We start from the raw sequence: 22,926 nt of genomic DNA, 5'->3' as shown, positions 1-22,926 counted from the left end.
CTGTTGTAGTACCTGTTGTAGTACCTGTTGTAGTACCTGTTGTAGTACCTGTTGTAGTACCTGTTGTAGTACCTGTTGTAGTACCTGTTCCTGCCAAACAATTTAGATCAGTCAGAGTTACTTCGGCAGTTCCATCACCATACGTCTGAATCCCATTATGAGTACAACTATATGAAGTTCCACCATCTGTAATTGTTACTTGTTGGGCAGCATTAACGATTAATGGAGAAGAAATTAATATCATTCCTCCTAATATAAAATTTGTATTTTTTATAACTTTCAACTTTGTTTTGTTAAGCGATATCATTTTATTACCTTTATCTATTCTTTAGAAGAAATGTCTTTTCCCATTGACATGCCTTAGTCATATTAACGACAAAAAAGTTCAATCCGAACTCTCATTTATATAATTATTGCAAATTATACATGTATATAAGCTGAACAAAACCAAAAAAAATGGGTTGCTAAAAAGCAACCCATTCATAAATCATACAAGTAATGTTCTTCACATACTCATAAGACTTTAACTACAATATACTATTCACTAGCAGGAGAAAAAGTACCACCCTTATAAGCATGGTCGTTAGCAAAACCATAGTTAACTGTCGCATCACCACGATTACGAGTCTCGACACGCATACCAATTACAGGAAGAGAAGCACCTGCTGTACCAAATGTTAGTTTGGCCCAACCATTCTCTCCAGGTAACTGACTTGGGTCTGATTCAAACAACGATTTACGTAAGTTTGAACCAAAAAGATCCGACTGACCAAAAGAAAGTATGTTTGCTTCGTAACACATGCGATTCTGCGCTGATACTTGATCTGGCTCTCTTGGAGAGAAGCTATCATCGACTTGCTCTGGCGGAGCGTCAAACTCTTCACGATCCCATATTCCAATATTTACATCAAAACATGACTTGCCAACTTGCGTGCCACTAAAACGCTCACCGTTCACACTAGAATCGAATGGATAAAGAGGAGCGGTACCTGAACTTCCGATAGCTGCAAATGTTGCTGTAGATGAAAATGCCTTATCTACGTAGAAATTCTTCGTTGGAAAAGTTAGCACCCAGTCAGTCTGTGAGTCTGTTCTAATATTATAATCATTGATTACAGCTGATCTTGTTATTAATGCACTAACAGCATCTGCTGTTAATGGAGTTCCATTATAAGTAACATAAGAAGCAGTTTCGTCATCAATTATTTGAGCTGTTGGCGGGAATGCGTCTATCAAACTAGGTCTAGCATCATCAGGATCGCGGTATAAGTTTGAACCAACACCCGTACCCTGGAAGAAATTAGCTAATGTGAGTGGATCGTACCCTGCTGCAATACCTTCAGAACCATTAATCAATACTGAACGACCTTTTAGGACATTTAAAGGTGGCTCTATCTGAAGAACAGTAGTTTCAACTGCTGGAGATCTCAACATATTTCGAACAACATCACAATTATTAGGCATAGCAGTGTTGTTACCAACTTTTGCATGCTTAGCATTGACAGCAATACTTCTTGCATTAGTCAATGCAGTAGTCTGAGTAATAGAGCCCATTTCAATTATTTCAAAATAACCTTCACGAGTTCTATCAAGTCCCTCTGGACCTTTATCTCTATTATCTGCAGAGCCAAATTGAGTATAGGCAAGATTAGTGAAATCTATACCTGTCAAATCATCATGCAATACATTAGGCGTACCATTATCATCGATAATAGGAAGTTCCGGGAAAGTACAACTTTGGTCAGTAGTAACCATTCCGGCACCATCAGCACGGTTAACCGTAGCAGCAGTCCATACATCATTAGGTGAGAGTACAATATTAAAGTCACGAACATCGCGACTGTTATAACCTTCTCTCCAACGAACTTTAGCTAAAATTGTATGTGTTTCACTGGTATTTGTAACATTAAAATATGTAGCCCAACCATTACGTGTACTGTAGTAAGGAAAAACCATTACTTGACCGAGACCGTCAGCTGCAACATTTACAGCTTGTGCAGTGGTAGATATACCCATCATTGTACCGCCAGTCAGTGCAGCAGTAAGCGCAAGACCTAAGGTAGATTTTTTAAATAATTTCATTATTTCTCTCCATTAAAAATTTTCGAACGAACAAACTTTAAATTAAATATTAGTAAACCCCAAAAAAGCGTATCGGATAACCCCCACCCACTTGATTCAGTTCGCCCTAATAAATTTAAATTAATCACAAAAAAAGACTTTAAAACAACCCTTTTTTTAATCTTAAACTGATAAAGGGAGCCCTTTAAGTGACTACCTACAGTATCAGGCCAAACTATACGTCATCTTATTTATAAACGCAACATTCAAATAACAAACTAAAAAAATATAAATATCTTATAAGTTACTGATTTTTAATATAAAAAAAATATTTCTTCTTATATCTAATTATTAAACTTAAAATACTTGTTGTTTTTATACCAATAAATAGGTTTTTTTACGGCTAATTTAAAACTTAGTTGCAATTTTACAACGACCCCCTCTAAAGAGCTAGATATAAAACAGCATTTACAGCAAATAAGTTTTATCTTCACTGGCTGGCGACGACAATTATAGTTCACTAGGCTGAATATTTCTGCACGACCCTTTCCGTGATTTTTTTAATAGCCTCATATTCTAAATGTATTTGATCATCTTTCCATAACTTCTGTCTATCTGAAAGCATCACGCTCTCATAACTTGGAAAATATTCTACGAAATCATTTTTATCAGATTCAATTTCAGCAGCAACTCTTAATAAAGACTTAGAATACATATTTGCTATTATCACGTCTTTATCTCTGAACGTTCTTGCTAAAGGCACTGGAGATACAGTTAGCATTATCCAAGAGTTATCTTTTGAATTCCCCTTCAGTAACTTAATTATTTTAGCCACATTATCAAATACGCACTCTGGTGACATAGTTTCAAAATAGAAACGCCCTTTATGCTTTTCTACCAATTTCTTGGAAGGTGCTTCATTTAGATAAATTTTGTTTTTACTATCCCACCAAACCTCTACAAGGCCTAAAGTAACAATAATAACATCCGCTGAATTTACAAATTGTTTGATAGAGTCTTTTATTTCAGCTCTTCTTTGCAGCCCTCTTTGAAAAGTAACATATTGATTAGAGTGTAATTGCAAATCAATATATTCGTCATTACCCACTTCTATCAAAAAATCATCCGCTGTATATTTATTATCAAATACATACTCAAGTTCATTCAACATGGATTGAGGCGTATATTTATTAAGGAGCCCCGAATGGAGCTTAGTCCCTTGCCATAATTCTTCTTCTGGAAAACGCACATCAGCGGATGGAACATTAAAATTGGCAGCTTTTAATGCCAACTCTATATTTCTGGCAAAACATGATCCAATTGTAAAAATCTGATTGCTTGAGTCTATTACATGCTGCGGATTTAAAGTAGGTAGGCAAAGGGGCTCTATTCTATTTCTTGGACCTCTTGATGGCCACTTCGAAGATCTATTTTCTAAAGTGACCGAATATGCCTTATCTCCACTGACTCTAACTATTTTAGCCTGGGTTGAGACAGAAGGTACTCCAAACAAATTCTTAATTTTATTAAACATATAAAAAACTACCGCTATTAGACTAGACATTTATCAAATCAACAACTGAGCACCCCCCAGTTATAGACAACTAAATTATCTTTAACTTGAAATTCATAATTTCTGAAATACCAGATTCCAGCATTATTTCAGGACGCCAACCAGTCTTATTTAATATTTTACTGACATCTAAAATACTGATAGGTAAATCAATTTTACGAAACTCAAGATATTTCACCTCGCAACTGACATCCATTGCCTTATAAATAGATAAAACATCATTTAAGGAGTACCCGATACCACTACCGATATTATAGAGACCATCCTCAACTGAATTTTGTGCCAATACCGAAATACCCGACACCAAATCATTTATATGAATATAATCCCTGACTACTTCCCCATCCCCCCATAACTCAATAATTTCCTTATTTAGCACTCTATCTATGCTTGTATCGATAAAACCTTGTAGGTGCTTACTCCCATGAGTTAAGACTCGTCCGTAAGGATTAGATATTCTGGCAATCTTCGCAGAAAAACCGTAGCGTCTTGAATAAAATTGAATATAACTTTCTTGATTGAGTTTAGATAAGCCATAAGCCGATATAGGTGCCGTTGGAGAATTTTCCTGAGATGCCTTTTCCTTTGAATCACCATAAACCGTCCCACCCGATGACCCATAGATAAAAGTCTTAAGAGAATCTAATTTTACTGAAGCTTCGAGCATCATGACCAATATTTCCTGATCTGAAAAATACCCTTTATTTAATTCTGCCTCCAAAATTGAAGGAGTAGACTTGCCTGCAAAATAATAAATATCTTCAACATCTCTATATTTACGCAAATCCAGAGCAAACAATTCAACACCACCTTCAATAATAACTATATCTTTTTCTTTGAGCTTTTTTTCTATGCTTTCCGAAAAATTTGTATCACAAGCATAGATTTTCTTATATTTTGAATGCAATTCAATACATAAATTGAAGCCGATAAAACCACCCGCCCCAACAACCAAACATACTGAAGAATTATTATCTGACATCAAGTTACACCAGTTTATGCTTAATACTTACAACTCTACGCCAATCATAAGCTATGCAATAGCTACTGTGATCAATGTATTCAACCTCATATATTTTATCAGAATTCTTAATTTTGTCTTCCCAGGAGTTCGTACCTGGGCTTGCCGATAATCCTGCCGCTATTTCTGTAAAAAATATGGCTCCGCTGGGAGCTAGATTCTCTAATAGTTTTTCCATCAACTCACCGAAGGTATTTTTATCTATCATTTTTGAATCTAAAATAAAGACGTCAGTATAAGGACAAATAGTTTGTGAAAATTTACTTTCAACATCTGCTGTTAATTTCAGATCAAAAAACTTAGATAATTTCTCTACCAAAGAGTTATCTGTGGTTAGGGCAGAACATACTTCCTTTCTATGCAAATGATGATCATTTGATATTATTCTATAGATAACTCGACCAAATGAGGTGGATTGACAAGAAGGACACTTTATCGAATCTGGCTGATGCCCATCAATATCAAAGCTATCCCCTCTCCAGTTACATAAATTACAACGCTGCCCACTATTTTTTAACAAGGTATCCAAATCGTTGCTAGCTTTTTCAATAGTCAGCGGATGAGCTATCACCGTTCTTTCACTTAGCACCGAAGTCAAAGTAGGTCTTGTTTTAACTGTCAAAGAAGCGACTTCTGGTATTTCACCTAATTGATAACCTAAGCTTTCAACATAATATGATAACTCAACATCCATTCCATTATGGGTAATATGATCGCTAAAACCTCCATGCTTTTGAAAAAAAGTTCTATTCAAGATATATACGCCACCTTGAATATGACCAAAAGGCTTACCAGGGTTATTTGCAGCGAAGTCCTTATTTCTAAACTTCTCAAATAATGGATGTGATTGATATTCATCACCATAGACATAGCTAGGCATGTGTGAAAGGTGACCTCCTATGGGCACATCAGGGTTTTTCCTCATAAAGTCTATGAGAGATCTTTCCCAGGCATGACTCTTGATAAAACCTTCTTTGCTACAAATATAAATAGCAAATTCACTTGTTGCCATTTTAAGAGCTAAATTTGAGGCCGGCCCACAGTAAAGATTTTCTCTTTTAAGAATTAGCCTTACGTTTTCATACCCCTTCAAAAGATCACGAAGCTGAACCAAAAAATCTTCATCACTTCCGTTATCAACAATAGTTAACACGAATGGTGTGCTAGTCATTGCAAATACTCTACGAATTATTTCGAAAGTTTCATTTCTATCCTCATAGTCCACTGTATTGTAAGTCACTAAAAAAATATCTATAGAATAATTTTGCCAAGTATCACGCATTACGCCCATTGACTTATTGACACCAACCATTTTAGCTAAAAAAGCCTGCGACCTACTAACCATGGCTCGTTTTTTCGCAGCAGACATACTCTTCAACTTTTTCACCCCGTCCACAAGAGCATCTACATTTGCCGAATCAACAACAATTGCCTCAACATCATTTGTTAGATAATCAGGTATAGCTGAAACATCTGTAGTTATCACTGGCAACCCTGCTGCCATTGCTTCCAATATTACGGTAGGAAAACCATCCATATCGCCATTTTCAGCGACGACACTTGGCACCATTAAAAAATCGTAAGTTCCGTAGGCTTCTGAAAGCTCAGCTTGATTATTAATAACTCCTTTTAAATTAAAATTACTTACATTCTGTTTATTTATTTTTTCTTCATAATCATCCTGTAACGGACCAAAACCATACAAATCAAAACTTATCTTCTGATTTTCTAATTTTGCCGCAGCATCAATTAAATAAGTAATACCTTTCTTTTCAATAAATCGTGCAATTATTAATCCACGCAGCTCATTATTATCCGACTTTTTTACAATTTTACTGGACTTGAAATCTTCAAAGTCAACCGCCTGGAAATTAAATCCTATCTTATTTGCTGGCACTCCCTGATCAATTAAGAATGATTTATGAAACTCACCATAAACATAGACCTTAAGACAAAGCTGATGCCTTACTATTTCTGCAATTTTATTTCTCTCTTTATTGCTATGATGAAACAAATCGACCGCATGAGGCATAAATGTAAATGGAATATTTGCAATAATCGCAGCAGGGTATGTCAACAAAGTTACAGCAGGATAAACGAACTGACTATGGCAAATATTTCTCTCGTGCTCTTTTAATAACTTTGCTAATTGATTTTCATCTTCAACCTGATATGAGTCTATCTCAAAATCGAGCACTGCAGCCTTGTCAGCCACTTTAGAATAATAAACTTTTGTGTCATATCCATTTTTAATCAACCAACGCAGTTCGTTCAGTACAAAAGTTTGGGATAGCGCAGGAAAATCCCATATTACATAGGCAATCCGCAAGGGCTCTAAGCCATAACGAACACGTTCTTGAAAATGTCCCTGATATACACGTTCACGATTATCATCAAGACTAACGGTTGTGGTGATATTTTTGAGGTTTTTATCATCGAGAAAGTAGTCCACACCCACAAAAGGAATAAGTGCCGGCGTATAGTTTTTGGTATAGCGAATAATCAAATCCCAATCAACCAATCGCTTTAATTGAGTATCAAAGCCACCAAATTGATCAAATAATTGCTTACGATGAATAAAAATATTCAGGTCTATAAAATTTGAATCCAGCAAGCGTTTGCGGTCATATTCAACCGCTAGAATTTTTTTCTTATTATTGTTATTTGCATCATGTTTTTCTAATTCAGCATAGGCGCAATTTAGTTCATCGTTTTGACTAAACGATGCCGTCATCAACAGTAAATAGTGTTCTCGCCAAATATTATCACTATCCAAATAGGCAATTAAATCACTTGAGGCTTTGGCCAAACCTTCATTACGTGAAGCACTTACCCCTTGATGCTTATTCTTTAAAATTATAACTACGCCACTTGCTATTTGATCTGGGTATTTATCATTGAGCAGTTTGATGGTTTCATCGGTACTTCCATCATCCGAAATAATAATTTCATGAGGCAAATAGCTTTGTTTAAAAATAGAGTCGATAGCTTTACAAATGCTTTTCTCTCTATTCCATGTTGGCATAATGACAGAAATAGTAAGTGGATTTTCTTCTACTTGTTTTATTGCATCTTCAATAATTTTAGAGGGGATGTTTTTATTGGCCGCCTTCCCTAGCGATTTGAGCGATGAAATAACATCGATTGAGTTTTCCCATCCCTGATCGATGATTGGCCCAACGATATTTTCTGGCTTTGTTAATAATCCAACCGAATTATTTGTGGTTTTCCTGTTACTACTTACAAAAGACTCTCCACAATAAAGAACAGGACTAATCTCTCTTCTTTCATTTTTTCCACTCTGAATATAATGAATAAGGGGATTAATTTTTGCCCTTTCGACATCAGGGTGTTTTCTCAAATAAGCCTTAACATCAAATTCCACACTTGGACTTCTCCCTTCTCGCCAACCTTTGGTACAAAAATGCTTTAGCGGATCAGCCTTAGCATGCAGAACATCTGGGTTAACCGTTAAATAAAAGAACGGAGAAAACAATCCCGAGTCCATTATTAGAATTTTATCTCTGGTTAAACGCTTGTTTTTTGCAAACGGCAACAGTGCTTTTCCCAATTTTAATGATGTAGAGTCAATGCTTTGTTTATATAGCTTTTTATAATTCGAAGGATGATCAAGAAGATGCTTAAGTAAATTGTCAGCCGAAACATAGTAAGACTTCATCAATTCAAGCTGATGTTTTGCTTTATCTAAAGATGCTTTAGTCCTTATGGCAAGCGCATCAAGTTCGCGGTCTTTTTTTACAATTTCATCATTTACTTTAACCAGGTCAATTTTTGCTTGAGCTAGGTCATCTTTTGCTTTAGCAAGATCATTCTTCGTCTTAACTAGGTCATTCTTTGCTTTGTAGGCGGCTTTTTTCTCAACATCCAATTCTTCTTGAGCACGCATAAGCAAATCATGCTCTTTGAGCTGCCTTTCCCTTAGTGAATGATAAGCTTCTTCTAATTTTAAGAATTTTAACTCAGAGTCTCTCAGCTCTTCTTTTTCTAAAACTCGCTGCCTGTCGTCAAATCTAAAATATTTTTTAGAGCGAAAGAAATCACTACGGATCATATCCAACGTTTTAAAGTCTTCTAATTTCTTACTCGCCAATAACTTATTCAAAGAATTTAAGTACATTGGCAAATCATCAGAAATATTTTCAAAAGAGACTTTATGATGTTTTAATTTATACGAATAAAAATCAGTCGACTGTTCCAGAATTTCATCAGTTGGTTTTTGATCTAGGAACTCACCCAACTTTTCAACGAAACTAGGCATATCTTTAAAATCAGCGTCATACTCAACCAGCATCCGCTGATATTTACGGCTATATAATTCAGACTGCAAAAAATAGTGAGACCAAATCATCAGGCCTTTTTCTATATCAATTCCATCTCGTTTTAACAAGGAATGAGAAACCTCAACAGGGCTTCTATATGCAAGCACAAGCTTGATATCAATATTCAACTCATCTAACGCTCTTTCCCATAAAGGAAACAAGACACAAATTCTTGGGTCTTTAATAACGAGTTTGTTGACATATTTAAGCTCGTCTTCAATGACTGTTTTAGCGTCAAGAAGGTATTTTTCAAAGCTTGCCGCATCAATAGATCCAACATCAAATGTATAATCATCCCAAGAGGCACCGCACTCTTTAAGAATTTTCTCATTTAATTGATAAACTTTATTATTTTCGAAATACCCTTTGGGATTATCTTCCGTCGGAGACATAACATCCGACCCAATATAGCCGCCAAAAAAGGAAATCAAACCCGTAAGCACAGAAGTACCTGATCGGTGCATACCTAAAACAACAACACATTCTCTCATCAATAAAACCAGCAAGAAGAAGTTAAAAAAGAAATGAAATTCATTTTTGCGACCGGTGAAACTTAGCCATTTCACCAAAATAAAATCAGATTAAACATCAAAAAATATTATTATATTTTACTACACGAAGAGCAAGCAGTGTATTTGTTATCTGCTTATGACGCATACAAAAAGACTCACATAGATAAATTCAACCCAAAATTAAAAATTCGCACATCAATAATCAACTGTTACAATTAATTGAGACATAAGCTTTTAAGAGAAAATCATGAAACAAGACGTTTACTGGCACGACAACTACATAACTAGGCAACACCGCCAGGAAAGAAACAACCATAAGAGCTTTGTTTTATGGTTTACCGGATTATCTGGTTCTGGCAAATCCTCTTTAGCCAATGCCGTTGAGAAGCGTTTATTTGAAAGCGGACATAATGTCATCGTTCTTGATGGTGACAACGTTCGTCACGGGCTTTGCTCTGACCTTCATTTTTCTGCGGAAGATCGACACGAAAATATGAGAAGAGTATCCGAAGTCTCAAAGCTTTTTGTTGAGGCGGGCACAATTGTTCTAGCGGCATTTGTATCCCCCTACAGAGAAGATAGAGAAAGAGTAAGGAGCCGACTTCCACATGGAGACTTTCACGAAGTCTACTGCAAGTGTGATCTTGAAACTTGCGAGGAACGCGACCCTAAAGGCCTATATGCTCGCGCACGCAAAGGGGAAATCGAGAATTTTACAGGTATATCTGCACCCTATGAAGAACCAATCAAGCCAGATATCGTAATCAACACCTCTAAATTAACTATAGATGCAGAGGTAAATACAATCATTGAGCGACTTAAAGCCAAAGGACTGATAGCAGATCACTAAACTTTTTATTATAAGCTGCTATATCACCCCTACCATCAAATGGCTTTGCAGAATTCTGCGATCACACTCTTTTCAATTATCTAGGTAGAAATGTAGGATACGGGTTTTATGACTATACTTAAGCTCCAACTCTCAGCCACATACTGCTTAGTAATAAAAAAGAGAACCAGACAACTTTAGGGCTTCATCAATTCAAGGCATAATGAAAAAATATATTAGCTAAAAAAATTTAAAGCTGTAATTTTAGACCCTAAGTAGAAAATAAAGACTTTTAACTACAATATACTCCTCTGACTTTAGTAACCTTAACTAAACATCAGATGTGATCGCCTCATATCGATTAAGCAACTATATTAAAGAGTACAAAAATCTACTTAATACTCACAACTTGCTTGAAATTGACTCTAAAATTGCAAAATAACAACCAGGGAAAAAGAATGAATTTGGAAAATGCAAAAATTGCAATCGTCGGCCTAGGCTATGTTGGACTCCCACTAGCCGTTGAGTTCGGCAAAAAAATCACCACTGTTGGCTTTGATATTAATCATTCGAGAATCGTTGAATTAAAATCTGGTAATGATAATACTTTAGAAGTCGACCCAGATGAAATGGCACAAGCGCATAAAGCCACATACACAGATACATTAGATGATATAGCAGCATGCAATATTTTTATTGTGACAGTACCAACCCCAATAGACGAATTCAATCGCCCAGATTTAACACCGCTAGAAGCCTCAAGTGCCAGCATTGGAAAAATACTAAAGAAAAATGATATAGTAATATACGAATCAACGGTATACCCTGGAGCTACAGAAGAAGTCTGTATTCCCATTCTAGAAAAAGAATCTGGACTAAAATTCAATGAAGACTTCTTTGCCGGCTATAGCCCAGAACGTATTAACCCAGGAGATAAAGAACACCGACTTCCAACCATTAAAAAAGTCACCTCTGGATCAACCCCTGAAATAGCAGATTATGTTGATGAGCTTTACAAATCTATCATTACAGCAGGCACGCATAAAGCAAGCAGTATAAAAGTTGCCGAGGCATCAAAAGTTATAGAGAACACCCAGCGAGACTTAAACATATCATTGATAAATGAGCTCGCATTAATCTTTAATCGACTCGACATTGATACTGAAGAAGTATTAATTGCAGCGGGAACGAAATGGAATTTCCTCCCCTATAGACCAGGGCTTGTAGGAGGGCACTGCATAGGTGTTGACCCTTATTATTTAACGCATAAAGCACAGTCTGTAGGCTATCACCCAGAAGTAATCTTGGCTGGTCGCCGAGTAAACGATGGAATGGGTAAATACGTTGCTGATTCTGTAATAAAACTAATGACTAAAAAACAAGTAGAAGTTGTTAATTCTAATATCCTAATAATGGGCCTAGCATTTAAAGAGAACTGTCCTGACATAAGAAATACACGCATAGTAGATCTCGTTGAATCCTTTCACGAATACAATGTAGATACCCATGTTTATGACCCTTGGGTTAATAAAGAAGAAGCAAAAGAAGAATTTGGCATTGATTTAATCAACAAACCAGAAGAAGGGAAGTATGATGCTATTGTAGTTGCTGTAGCTCACGATGAATTCAAAGAAATGAATATTAATGGAATTAGAGCACTTGGAAAAAAATCTCATATTCTCTACGATATTAAATACCTATTTCCAAGTGAGTTAGTTGATGCGCGATTGTAGAGTAGAATTTTTTGAGCTTACGAAAACCAGTATAATCAATTCAATCAATGAAGGACTCAAAGCAAGGAACCTGGCATCAGACCACCAAGGCATATTTAGCATTATGCACCTCCCCACTTACAGGCCTTTTTTAGAGTAGCATCATGCGTAGTTAAAATAAAACTACACCCTATTCACGATTAAGTTTAGAATGCGCCGCACAAAAGGAATTACCGAAAAGACTTATCATGAACAAAAAGCGTTTCAAAATTGCTATTGCGGGCACAGGCTATGTAGGACTCTCTAACGGAGTTTTACTGGCACAACACAATGATGTAATTGCGCTCGATATTGACGCCGCAAAAGTCGATCAAATCAACAACGGCATATCACCGATATCAGACGTAGAAATCGAAGATTTCTTAAAAAACAAAACGCTCAGCCTAAAAGCTACGCTTGATAAACACGAAGCCTATCAAAACGCTGATTACGTCATCATCGCGACGCCAACCGATTACGACACAGAAACCAACTACTTCGATACCTCGACAGTAGAAACTGTGATCAAAGACGTCAAAGCGATAAACCCAGAAGCAATCATGGTTATAAAGTCCACTGTACCTGTGGGCTATACAAAAAGAATAAAAGAAGAACTAGGCACAGACAATATTCTATTCTCGCCGGAATTCTTAAGAGAAGGCCAGGCACTTTACGACAATCTATACCCCTCTCGCATTATTGTTGGCGAACAATCAGACCGCGCCCAGCAATTTGCAGATTTACTGCTCGAAGGTGCTATTAAAAAAGACACCCCCCTACTTTTAAGCGATTCTACCGAAGCAGAAGCGATAAAGTTATTCTCAAATACCTACTTAGCGATGCGAGTTGCATATTTTAATGAACTAGATACCTACGCACAGATACACAGCCTAGACACGAAACAGATTATAGAAGGTGTAGGCTTGGACCCACGGATAGGAAATCACTACAACAACCCATCATTTGGCTATGGCGGATACTGCCTACCCAAAGATACGAAACAACTAAGAGCAAATTACCAGGATGTCCCAAGCAACCTGATTAATGCCATCGTTGAATCAAACAGCACCCGCAAAGACTTTATTGCCGAGCTAGTACTGCAAAGAAAGCCTAAAGTGGTTGGCATCTATCGATTAATCATGAAAAGCGGATCTGATAATTTTAGAGCTTCATCTATCCAAGGGATCATGAAGCGCTTAAAGGCTCAAGGGGTTGAAGTGATAATCTTCGAGCCAGAGCTGCATGAAAATGAATTTTCAGGCTCGGCCGTTATAAAAGATTTGAACTCCTTCAAGGAAAAATCTGACGTAATCGTTGCAAACCGATTATCTGACGACATTCAAGACACCGCCAACAAAGTAGTAACACGCGACCTTTTTGGTAATGACTCTTAACCAGAGCCTAAAGCAATCTTGAATTAACGAAATAGAAATGAGCAACTCGAACAATATAGATGTATTCAATGGCGATGCAGATGGCATATGCGCATTAATACAATATCGTCTCGCCCACCCGGCAGAATCAACACTTGTTACAGGTGTAAAGCGCGACATAAAACTGCTTGATCGCGTTTCTGCCAACAAAGAAGATAAAGTTAATGTATTCGACATCTCAATGGAGAAGAATACTAGCGACCTAAATCGCCTATTATCCGAAGGCGCTTCTATTTTTTATGTCGATCACCACATGGCTGGCGAAATACCAAACCACACCAACTTAAATGCCATTATCGACACCTCCCCAAAAACATGCACCAGCTTGTTGGTCGATGATTACTTAAAAGGAAAATTCAAAGAATGGGCCGTAGTTGCCGCCTTTGGTGATAACCTAAACCAAAGCGCAGAAAAAGCCGCAAAGAATTTACCCATCAATTCAGATCAACTTTGTCAATTAAAACGACTAGGAATCAGCATCAACTACAATGGTTATGGCAGCTCACTTGACGATTTACATTTCAAGCCTGATGACCTTTACCAAAAAATGGTTGCATATACCTCGCCTTTAGATTTTATTGAAGACAAAAGCTCAGTCTATTTAGAACTTCAAGCAGGTTACGATAACGATATTGCACAAACAAGCAACCTGAAAGCTGAAATTGCCACCCCCAATATTGCGGTTTACAAACTACCCGATGAAATATGGGCAAGAAGAGTAAGCGGCGTGTTTGGAAACCAATTAGCCAATCAATACCCAGAAAGAGCACATGCCATATTAAGCAATAATCCAAAAGACGGATATGTTGTTAGTGTACGTGCTCCACTAAATAACCTAGATCACGCGAGTGAACTATGCAAACAATTCCCAAGCGGCGGAGGCAGAAAAGGCGCCGCAGGAATAAATCAGCTTCCAGAAGGTGAATTAGATAACTTCGTAGATCTATTAAAGAAAACCTACACACAGTAATTAGCAGCTTTTACAATCTCGCTCAAACAACAGAACAGAATAAATTATGACTAAAGACGTATACTGGCACAGTAACCACATAAGTAGACAACAACGCCAAGAGAGAAACAAACATAAAAGCTTTGTACTCTGGTTTACAGGCTTGTCAGGCTCTGGAAAATCAACACTAGCAAATGCTGTCGAAAAAGAACTATTTGACTCAGGACATAATGTTACTGTTTTAGATGGAGACAACATACGCCATGGCCTATGCTCTGACTTAGGATTCACAGAAGCGGATCGTCATGAAAATATGCGCAGAATCGGCGAAGTGGCCAAATTATTCGTAGAAGCCGGCACTATAGTGCTTGCGGCATTTGTTTCACCTTATCGCACAGATAGAGAGCAAGTAAGAAGCCGACTGCCTCACGGGGATTTTTATGAAGTTTATTGTGAATGCGATCTAAAAATTTGTGAAGAACGTGACCCAAAAGGCCTCTACAAAAAGGCCAGAGCTGGTGAAATCGAAAACTTTACAGGAATTTCAGCACCCTACGAGGAACCCATAAAACCTGATATGGTAGTTAATACTAATAAACTCTCTATTGATGAAGAGGTAGAGCACATCCTCAGCAACCTCCAATCCAAAAGGCTGATTAAATAAGATTACAAAGAAACATAATTAGATATTCTCATAAAAATTACAAAAAGCAACTACTCTTGACCAAATTTTAATATGTTTTATCACTTGAAAAATCAAATCTGACTCAAAATGACCGATAGAAATACAAACTTACTCGGCGGCAGAAAACTTGCTCGTAACGTTATATGGAACCTCTTAGGTGCTGTGATACCCATTCTAGTGGCGATCATTGCCATCCCAATACTAATAAAAGGCCTAGGGTCTGCACGATTTGGGGTACTGACACTTGCCTGGGTTGTTGTAGGCTACTTCAGCTTATTTGACCTAGGGCTTGGCCGTGCACTTACTAAATTGGTGGCAGAGAAACTGGGCAAGGGACAAAACGACGACATTCCTTCACTTATATGGACGGCGATGTCAATGATGCTGGTACTCGGAGTGATAGGCGCGATTGTTGTTAGCGCGATTTCTTCGTGGTTAGTAAGTGACGCCTTGAATATACCTTTGAAACTACAGCCCGAAACCATCATATCCCTTTATATGCTAGCAGCCTCTATTCCAATTGTTATAAGTACAACTGGGCTTCGTGGCGTTTTAGAAGCTCATCAGCGCTTTGGACTAGTCAACGCCGTCCGCATACCACTTGGAATATCTACATTTCTGGGCCCTATGGCTGTTCTACCTTTCTCCGATAGCCTAATTCCAGTTGTAGCAGTTCTGGTTATTATCAGGCTAATTTTTTTCTGCGTTTATTTGACTTTATGCCTTAATGTAGAGCCAAAACTACGAAAAATGGTCAAAGTACGTCGCGACATGATTATGGCTTTGATTAGTTTTGGAGGCTGGATGACAATATCTTATATTGTTGGGCCTATATTGGTTTACATGGATCGTTTCATCATCGGCTCTGTAGTAACTATGGCCGCAGTGGCCTACTATGCTACACCCAATGAAATAGTTACTAAGCTCAGTATAATTTCTAACGCTCTTATGGGGGTTATATTCCCTGCCTTTGCAGCTTCTTTTGCACAAGATCGAACTCGAGCGGCATTCTTGTTTAATCAAGCCATTAACTATATCTTTATTATATTATTTCCTATCGTTCTGATTATGGTAACTTTTTCTTTTGAAGCTCTGTCTTTATGGGTAGGCAAGGAGTTTGCATTCAATAGCAGCTTGGTTATGAAGCTGCTGGTTATCGGTGCCTTTATAAACAGTTTTGCTTACGTGCCTTTAGGTTTAATTCAAGCAGCTGGCAGACCAGATCTAACTGCTAAGCTACATTTAACTGAACTGCCATTCTACCTACTAGTTTTATGGTGGTTACTCGGCGCCTACGGCATTGTTGGAGCAGCAATAGCCTGGGTGTTACGTGCTACAGTTGACGCTATCGCACTATTTTTTATAGCGCAGAAATTATCACCATCAACACCACTATTTTCTCTGCGACACGTTTATGTTTTAAGTGTGGCATTGCTCATATTAGTATTAGGCTCCATAATTTCAACATCATTACTTAAAGTCTTATTCTTGATTATTGTACTTTTTGTTTTCGCAATCTTTTCGTGGTTTATTATATTAAACACAGATGAAAGAGATCTGATACGCAATCGTTTAAAAACAATACCTTTTAATTAGACAGTAAAAATAAAACAACAAAGACAACCAAAGCATAAAAATGAGATTATTAGATGACTATGAACGACATAAAAAATGAACACCAGAAATGGCCTTCAGATGGTCTTGAGTATGTTCCTCGTTGCCCTATATGTGACACAAAAAGCAGAGAGCTTTTACATGAAAAGTTGAATGATAATAATTTATTTCACGCTCCAGGAAATTGGTCTATGTACAGATGCTCGTCTTGCTCTAGCACCTATTTGGACCCACGCCCGACACCTGAGACTATTGCTTTAGCTTATAAAAACTATTACACACATGACGAACGTGCCAGCTTCTCATCTCTAAGCCTCTTGAAAAAACTACAGAGGATACTAGTAAATGGTTATATAAATTATAACTTTGGAACAAAAAACCATCCTGCGAGTATCCTAGGAATTTTGGTTATAAACTTAATGCCAACCACTCGGTTAATTCTCGACTCAACTATGCGTCATTTACCCAAGGCGAAACCTGGAATGCGATTGCTTGACCTTGGGTGCGGCAATGGGAAATTTTTATTACAAGCAAGGAGTGCAGGCTGGGATGTTGTAGGAGTTGATTTTGACCAAGAAGCTGTAGATGTCGCTTGTATGCAAGGGCTTGATGTGCGTTTAGGCGGAATTGACATACTAGACCCAAGAATTGAACAATTCGACGTGATTACACTATCTCATATAATTGAACATGTGCACCAGCCAATAGACATATTAAAAGCATGCAATAGATTATTGAAACCCGGTGGTTTTTTATGGCTAGATACACCTAATTCTGAAGCTGAAGGTCATCGAGTGTTCGGAGCGAATTGGCGTGGTCTTGAACCACCTCGACATCTAGCAATATTTTCCTTCGAGTCTATGAACAAAACTTTAAAATTATCTGGTTTCGTTAACATAGAGATTCAGGCATACCAACCTTCGTGCAAACATACATTTAAAGAAAGTAATAAGATCTCTGGATATACCAAATCAAATTTAAAGTTGAGCCGTATGATAAAAAAATCAAATAACATTGCTAAGCATAACACTGCTCGTCGTGAGTTTATTACGGTTAAAGCGTGGAAAAAATAAGACAAGTAACTATTTTTTGTCGCTCATTACTAGCACTTGATTTAAAAAAGAGAAAAATTATTCATGGATAATAAAGTTTGCGCTATCGTCATAAGCTACAATAATATTAACGAATGTAAAAAAACAATTACAGCAATTTATCATCAAGTTGAACATATAGTAATTGTAAATAATTTCTCTACATCAAACGTATCAAAAGACTTAGAGTCACTATATAGCCACGATAAAAAAATCGATTTAATATTTTTAGATGAAAACTATGGAATAGCCTATGCACTAAACCGCGGTGTTGAACTTGCTCTAACAAACAATTACAAATGGGTAATCACAATGGATCAAGACAGCGTTGCGTCATCTGATATGATCACTAAAATGATCTACTGCGCAGATAATCTAAACAACCAAGATCAAAAAAACTCATGTATTTTCTCTACTTATAACACACCTAAAGATATCTTAAAGCCCTGCATCGAAATTTACATGGGCATAACATCCGGCAACCTTATTCATACTAGTATTTATAAAAAATTTGGACTTTATAATGAAGAATTTTTTATTGATTCAGTCGATTTTGAATTTTTCTTAAGACTCAAAAACAAAGGTATCAAGTTTTACCAAGCACCCCAAGCAACTATGTCCCATTCCCTTGGTGAAAAGAAAGAAAATAACAAATTTAGTTTTCTTACGCCCTCATATACCCATTCTCCATTACGTAGGTATTACATTTTCAGAAATCACCTATATCTTTGCAAATTATATTTTTTTAAAAACCCTATATACCTTACCTGGAAAACGCTCAACATCACAAAACTATTCTTATCAATTTTGCTATTAGAAAAGAATAAACTACAGAATATCGGCATGATTTTGACAGGCATTAAACACTTTTTTAAAGGCACAACAGGGGCTCATCGATAATTACTATTATGGCCGCATATTTATCTAGAATATCTAAATAAATATGCGTTTATTCACATTAAATAACGGTATATTTAGTTGATGGCATTATTTCTTTTTTTAATTATAGGGTTTATTAGCTTTATAAACTCAAGATTAAAGACAAAAAAACCTATTAATATCTCATTGATAATTTTAATAGGACTTTTCTTTGCCTTCAATCGAGACAATCAAGATTACGAAGGTTATGTAAAAATTTTTGAAAACGTTCAGGCATACGCCGAACCCGGCTACGCTTTGTTAGTTAACTTTATTAAAAGTTTTGACGGCGGAAATTATAATAACGTTCTTCTTGTTCTTGGTGTTTTTGTTTCTATTACTTTTTATAAATATTTTAGTAATTATAAAGTAGCGAGCTTTGCTCTACTTTGTTACTTTATTTTCCCGATGCCTATAGATATTGTTCAGACAAGAAATACATTTTTAACCTTTTTCTTATTAAGCTCTCTAATCGAATTCAGTGAGAAGAAATATTTAAAAAGTGGGATATTATTAGCAATAGGTTCAAGTTTTCATTACCTTGGTTTTATTTACATAATCCCATTACTAATTGTATTTTTTAATAAAAAAAAGCAATATTCAAAAATAGTTTTATTTGCTAGTGTTGTTTTTCTCATTTTAACCCCACTACTGCTAGATGTTATAATGTCTAACGTTGCAGGAATAAGAAACACTCAACATTACCTGTCAAAAACCAGCAAAATTCATTCTTTATTAACTTGGGGTTCAGTACTTGTTCTTGATCTCATTATATTCAACTACTTCATTAAAAAAATCATAAACCATGACTCCAAAACAATTAACCTAATAAATACTCTATATAGATTTATGCTGGCATCGTTAACACTTCTAGGCGGCTTACTCATTTTAAATGAATTTAACAGAGTGTTTAGAACACTTTTTATAGTCAAATATTTATTATGCGGTGCAATGCTTCCTTATTTATCTGCTCGCAATAAAATTATTTTAGGTACGTATACACTTTCAACATCAATCCTATTGGGACTGTTTTATGCCTCCGGACTTGATTATGATTATATACTCTTCAGCAATTTACTATTTTCGAATTGAAAACTATGACCATGCCACATTTATCTAAACCGAATCTTACTTAAATTAACTTATCAATAACTACTCTCATATGAAAATCACATCTATTATTATTGCAAAATTTCCAGTAATTGAAATTTTGTATAGAAATCTATATTGGCGTAGCCGTATTTTCCACAATATTGGCAACAGAATTTCTTCACGCTCCCGTAAAAAATCAAAAAATATAGTTCCAATGAAAATTGAAAAAAACTCTTCTTTACTTGATGAAATGCGCTCTTCTTTGATAAAAATGGGAATAGATGAAGGCGACACTATACTAGTTCACTCATCAACGACAAAACTAAATAAAGATGGCCATAAACCTGATGACATAATTCGGTCTTTAGAGTCAATTATAAAATCGAAAGGCACTCTAGTATTTCCGGCTTTTCCCAAACACAAAGAATCACCTGAGAAATTTGAACGCTTTGATTATTCTAACTTTGAAAAGCCGTTTGAATTTAATAAACGAAAAAACAAGATTTGGACAGGCCTCTTACCTCGTTACTTCGTTAGACAAGAGGATGTCTACCATAGCTCAATACCGATAAACACTTTAGCTGCAAGAGGCTTTAGAGCAAAACAGATAATAGGTGAAGATGATAAAACGGTTAACTATCCTTGTGGTTCAAATACCCCATGGGAGCAATGCTTAAATTTAAACGCTAAAATTATAATGATTGATATAGATGTCGCTCATAGCTTAACGATGATACATACTGCCGAGGATCTTTTCGAAACCGAGTGGCCAATCAAAAACTGGTATCGAAATAGAAAGTTTAATATTATCAATGGCCTTGAGAAGACTGAAATTAATATAAATGAACGGGACCCTAAATGGGCATTATTCTACTGTGAAAAGAGATTGAATTATGATCTCAAGAAAAACAATATATTTCAATATGAAAAAACACAAGGAGGATTGAACCTAGCTGTTTGCCAAAGCAAGGACTTAATTGACTTTCTTAATCAAAAAAAGCACTGTGGTTATCCTTACTATATCCCTTGGTATATTAAATGGTTACTCAAATAGTTCTAAAGCCAACTACAGCCATCAAATTTAATATATTGACAATTATTAGTATAATATCTACCTCTCAAATATGAAGATAACAATATCTTATGAAATTAGAAAACCAGCCTCACTTGAAAGGCTTTACAGTCCAATATCAACTCGAAAAGGGTTTATATTTAAGCAAAGGTCCTAAGATTTATTTTTATGACTTTTTAACAGATAAAATAAATTATCTTGGAACAGTACCAGTCAGTTTTAAGCATAGAATACTATCAAATTCATCTATAATTTCACGATTATTAAGATTAAAAATTTACAATATCGTACCTATATCAGAAAACGAACTTTTTGTTTGTTTTAATAAATGGCAGTTTGTGTTGTCAGATGGCAAATGGTCGATGATTAAAGGAGTAGATAGACCTTTTAAAATTTTACGGGGTGGAGTGGCAAAAACTTTAAAAAGTACGCTTTATTTTGGTGAATATATAAGTAATCCTGAAAGAAAAGAAATGAGGGTATATAAACTTAAAAGTGGAAGCAAAGTCGCAACCGTAGCTTATACTTTTGATTCCAACGAAATAAGACATATACATGGTGTCCATTACGATAGTTTTGATAATTCCATATGGGTTTTAACTGGTGATATTGGAACCGAATGCCTTATTGGTCGAACCTATAATGACTTCTCTTCATTTGAAATAATTGGTCGTGGAGATGAGACATGGAGAGCAATCACTCCCTGCTTTACAAAAAATAATATTTATTATGCAATGGATGCGGAATTCGTACAAAACCATGTACTAAAGATCGAGAGAGATTCGTTGGCGCGAACTATAATAGGAAATGTTAATGGCCCCTCTTACTATTCTGCAACTCTAGGTGAAACTGTTTTAATTGGATCGACATCTGAATTATGCCCTTCACAATCATCTGCAGAATCTCAAATATTAGAAGTAGCTAATGACCAGCTTAAACTAATTTCGAAATATAAAAAAGATTTTTTTGGTATGCGATTTTTTGTAAAATACTTTCAAGCGGGCCTTATTGAGTTTTCTTATAATAGCGACAACACTCCTATACAGTATTTCTCTTCACAAGGACTCATAGGAATTAGAAAAAAAGTATTTAAAGTTATTGTTGAATAAAGTAATTAATGGTTAATACAATGAAGCAATCAAAAAAAAATTATACTGATAATGTCCTATTTATAATGGTCAATTATAATGGGGCAAGCGATACGATAAAGTGTGTGGAAAGCATATTAAGTCAACAAACCTCGCTCTTTAAATCAAAGATAATAATCGTAGATAATGCTTCAGAAACTGAAGATATTGAGGCAATCAAAGATTTTTGTGGAGAAAATGAATTTATCGAGATTATTGAGTCCTCCAGTAACATAGGATATTTCCCAGCATTTAATATAGCAATCGATAATTACTATAATGAAATTCTTGAAAAAAGCACTTCAGTTATCATATGCAACAATGATTTAGTCTTTGATAAAAACTTTTTATCTTTATACTTTGCTAAAAAGTATTCTTCGGATACATTAGTGATATCTCCGAATGTAATTACCTTCGATGGAGTAAAGCAAAACCCTCACGTATTAAAACGCTTTTCACCTTTAAGAAAACTCATTTATAAAGTTTACTTCAATAGCTACCCTATGTCGCTTTTTATACGCTTTGTGACTAAAATGCGAAGAAGTTACTCTAAGCCACCTATTGAACATGATTCAATGTTTATCTATCAAGGAATAGGTGCTTGCTACATACTACCAATTGTATTTTTCAAAAAAATACGCCGGCTTGATGACAGAGTTTTCCTTGGTGGAGAAGAGGCGCTTCTATCTGATCAAGTATTAAAAGCAAGTGGGAAAAATTTTTATGATAAAGAACTATTAGTACTGCATGCCGAAGGGGCGTCTTTCAAAAAAAGTACAAGTCGCTGGAGATATGAACAATCCAAGAAATCATATCTAATTTGGAAAGATATTATCTAGTCCGTTATCTAAAATCACT

At 35.9% G+C, this 22,926-nt stretch carries 17 protein-coding genes; 12 read left to right on the top strand and 5 right to left on the bottom strand.

Annotated elements, in window-relative coordinates; all coding sequences use genetic code 11:
• From Q1A31_RS05300 to Q1A31_RS05280, 5 genes are all read right to left on the bottom strand, one after another.
• On the bottom strand, positions 1-244 hold a 244-nt coding region (locus Q1A31_RS05300), incomplete at its 3' end, for a hypothetical protein (protein ID WP_299873391.1).
• Between the two features lie 293 nt (positions 245-537).
• A complete protein-coding gene (locus Q1A31_RS05295) occupies positions 538-2,082 on the bottom strand; it encodes a hypothetical protein (protein ID WP_299873388.1) in 1,545 nt (514 codons plus the stop codon).
• Positions 2,083-2,581: 499 nt separating this feature from the next.
• The gene (locus tag Q1A31_RS05290) at positions 2,582-3,595 is read right to left on the bottom strand and encodes a GSCFA domain-containing protein (protein ID WP_299873385.1); all 1,014 of its coding nucleotides are present in this window, start codon (positions 3,593-3,595) and stop codon (positions 2,582-2,584) included.
• A 70-nt stretch (positions 3,596-3,665) separates the two neighbouring features.
• A complete protein-coding gene (locus Q1A31_RS05285) occupies positions 3,666-4,616 on the bottom strand; it encodes an NAD-dependent epimerase/dehydratase family protein (RefSeq protein ID WP_299873382.1) in 951 nt (316 codons plus the stop codon).
• A 4-nt stretch (positions 4,617-4,620) separates the two neighbouring features.
• A complete protein-coding gene (locus Q1A31_RS05280) occupies positions 4,621-9,561 on the bottom strand; it encodes a glycosyltransferase (protein WP_299873379.1) in 4,941 nt (1,646 codons plus the stop codon).
• A 193-nt stretch (positions 9,562-9,754) separates the two neighbouring features.
• Between Q1A31_RS05280 and cysC (Q1A31_RS05275) the strand changes: the two genes are divergently transcribed.
• The 12 genes from cysC (Q1A31_RS05275) (at position 9,755) to Q1A31_RS05220 (ending at position 22,907) form a co-directional block, all read left to right on the top strand.
• Positions 9,755-10,357 (top strand): adenylyl-sulfate kinase, encoded by a 603-nt coding sequence (gene cysC, locus Q1A31_RS05275; protein WP_299873377.1) that lies wholly within the window; start codon positions 9,755-9,757, stop codon positions 10,355-10,357.
• A gap of 437 nt (positions 10,358-10,794) precedes the next feature.
• Positions 10,795-12,069, top strand: a complete 1,275-nt coding sequence (gene tviB / locus Q1A31_RS05270; RefSeq protein ID WP_299873375.1) for a Vi polysaccharide biosynthesis UDP-N-acetylglucosamine C-6 dehydrogenase TviB — start codon at positions 10,795-10,797, stop codon at positions 12,067-12,069.
• Positions 12,070-12,296: 227 nt separating this feature from the next.
• Positions 12,297-13,481 carry a nucleotide sugar dehydrogenase gene (locus Q1A31_RS05265; protein WP_299873372.1) on the top strand — a complete coding sequence of 395 codons (1,185 nt, stop codon included), beginning with the start codon at positions 12,297-12,299 and terminating at the stop codon, positions 13,479-13,481.
• Between the two features lie 37 nt (positions 13,482-13,518).
• The gene (locus Q1A31_RS05260; RefSeq protein WP_299873369.1) at positions 13,519-14,490 is read left to right on the top strand and encodes a DHH family phosphoesterase; all 972 of its coding nucleotides are present in this window, start codon (positions 13,519-13,521) and stop codon (positions 14,488-14,490) included.
• A gap of 46 nt (positions 14,491-14,536) precedes the next feature.
• Positions 14,537-15,133, top strand: coding sequence for an adenylyl-sulfate kinase (cysC, locus tag Q1A31_RS05255; RefSeq protein WP_299873366.1), 597 nt, complete (start codon positions 14,537-14,539; stop codon positions 15,131-15,133).
• Between the two features lie 108 nt (positions 15,134-15,241).
• The gene (locus Q1A31_RS05250) at positions 15,242-16,750 is read left to right on the top strand and encodes a flippase (RefSeq protein WP_299873363.1); all 1,509 of its coding nucleotides are present in this window, start codon (positions 15,242-15,244) and stop codon (positions 16,748-16,750) included.
• A gap of 53 nt (positions 16,751-16,803) precedes the next feature.
• A complete protein-coding gene (locus Q1A31_RS05245) occupies positions 16,804-17,841 on the top strand; it encodes a bifunctional 2-polyprenyl-6-hydroxyphenol methylase/3-demethylubiquinol 3-O-methyltransferase UbiG (RefSeq protein ID WP_299873360.1) in 1,038 nt (345 codons plus the stop codon).
• 63 nt (positions 17,842-17,904) lie between these two features.
• Positions 17,905-18,759: a glycosyltransferase family 2 protein gene (locus Q1A31_RS05240; protein ID WP_299873357.1), complete on the top strand. Its 855-nt coding sequence runs from the start codon at positions 17,905-17,907 to the stop codon at positions 18,757-18,759.
• Positions 18,760-18,840: 81 nt separating this feature from the next.
• A complete protein-coding gene (locus tag Q1A31_RS05235) occupies positions 18,841-19,869 on the top strand; it encodes an EpsG family protein (RefSeq protein ID WP_299873354.1) in 1,029 nt (342 codons plus the stop codon).
• Positions 19,870-19,939: 70 nt separating this feature from the next.
• Positions 19,940-20,923: an AAC(3) family N-acetyltransferase gene (locus Q1A31_RS05230; protein WP_299873351.1), complete on the top strand. Its 984-nt coding sequence runs from the start codon at positions 19,940-19,942 to the stop codon at positions 20,921-20,923.
• 89 nt (positions 20,924-21,012) lie between these two features.
• Positions 21,013-22,050: a hypothetical protein gene (locus tag Q1A31_RS05225; RefSeq protein WP_299873348.1), complete on the top strand. Its 1,038-nt coding sequence runs from the start codon at positions 21,013-21,015 to the stop codon at positions 22,048-22,050.
• Between the two features lie 20 nt (positions 22,051-22,070).
• Positions 22,071-22,907 (top strand): glycosyltransferase family 2 protein, encoded by an 837-nt coding sequence (locus Q1A31_RS05220; protein ID WP_299873345.1) that lies wholly within the window; start codon positions 22,071-22,073, stop codon positions 22,905-22,907.
• Positions 22,908-22,926 lie beyond the last annotated feature (19 nt).

The organism is uncultured Cocleimonas sp., from assembly GCF_947495625.1.
Taxonomy (GTDB): Bacteria; Pseudomonadota; Gammaproteobacteria; order Thiotrichales; family Thiotrichaceae; genus Cocleimonas.
Note: the sequence above shows the minus strand (reverse complement) of the source record. Positions and strands in the feature narration are given on the sequence as shown.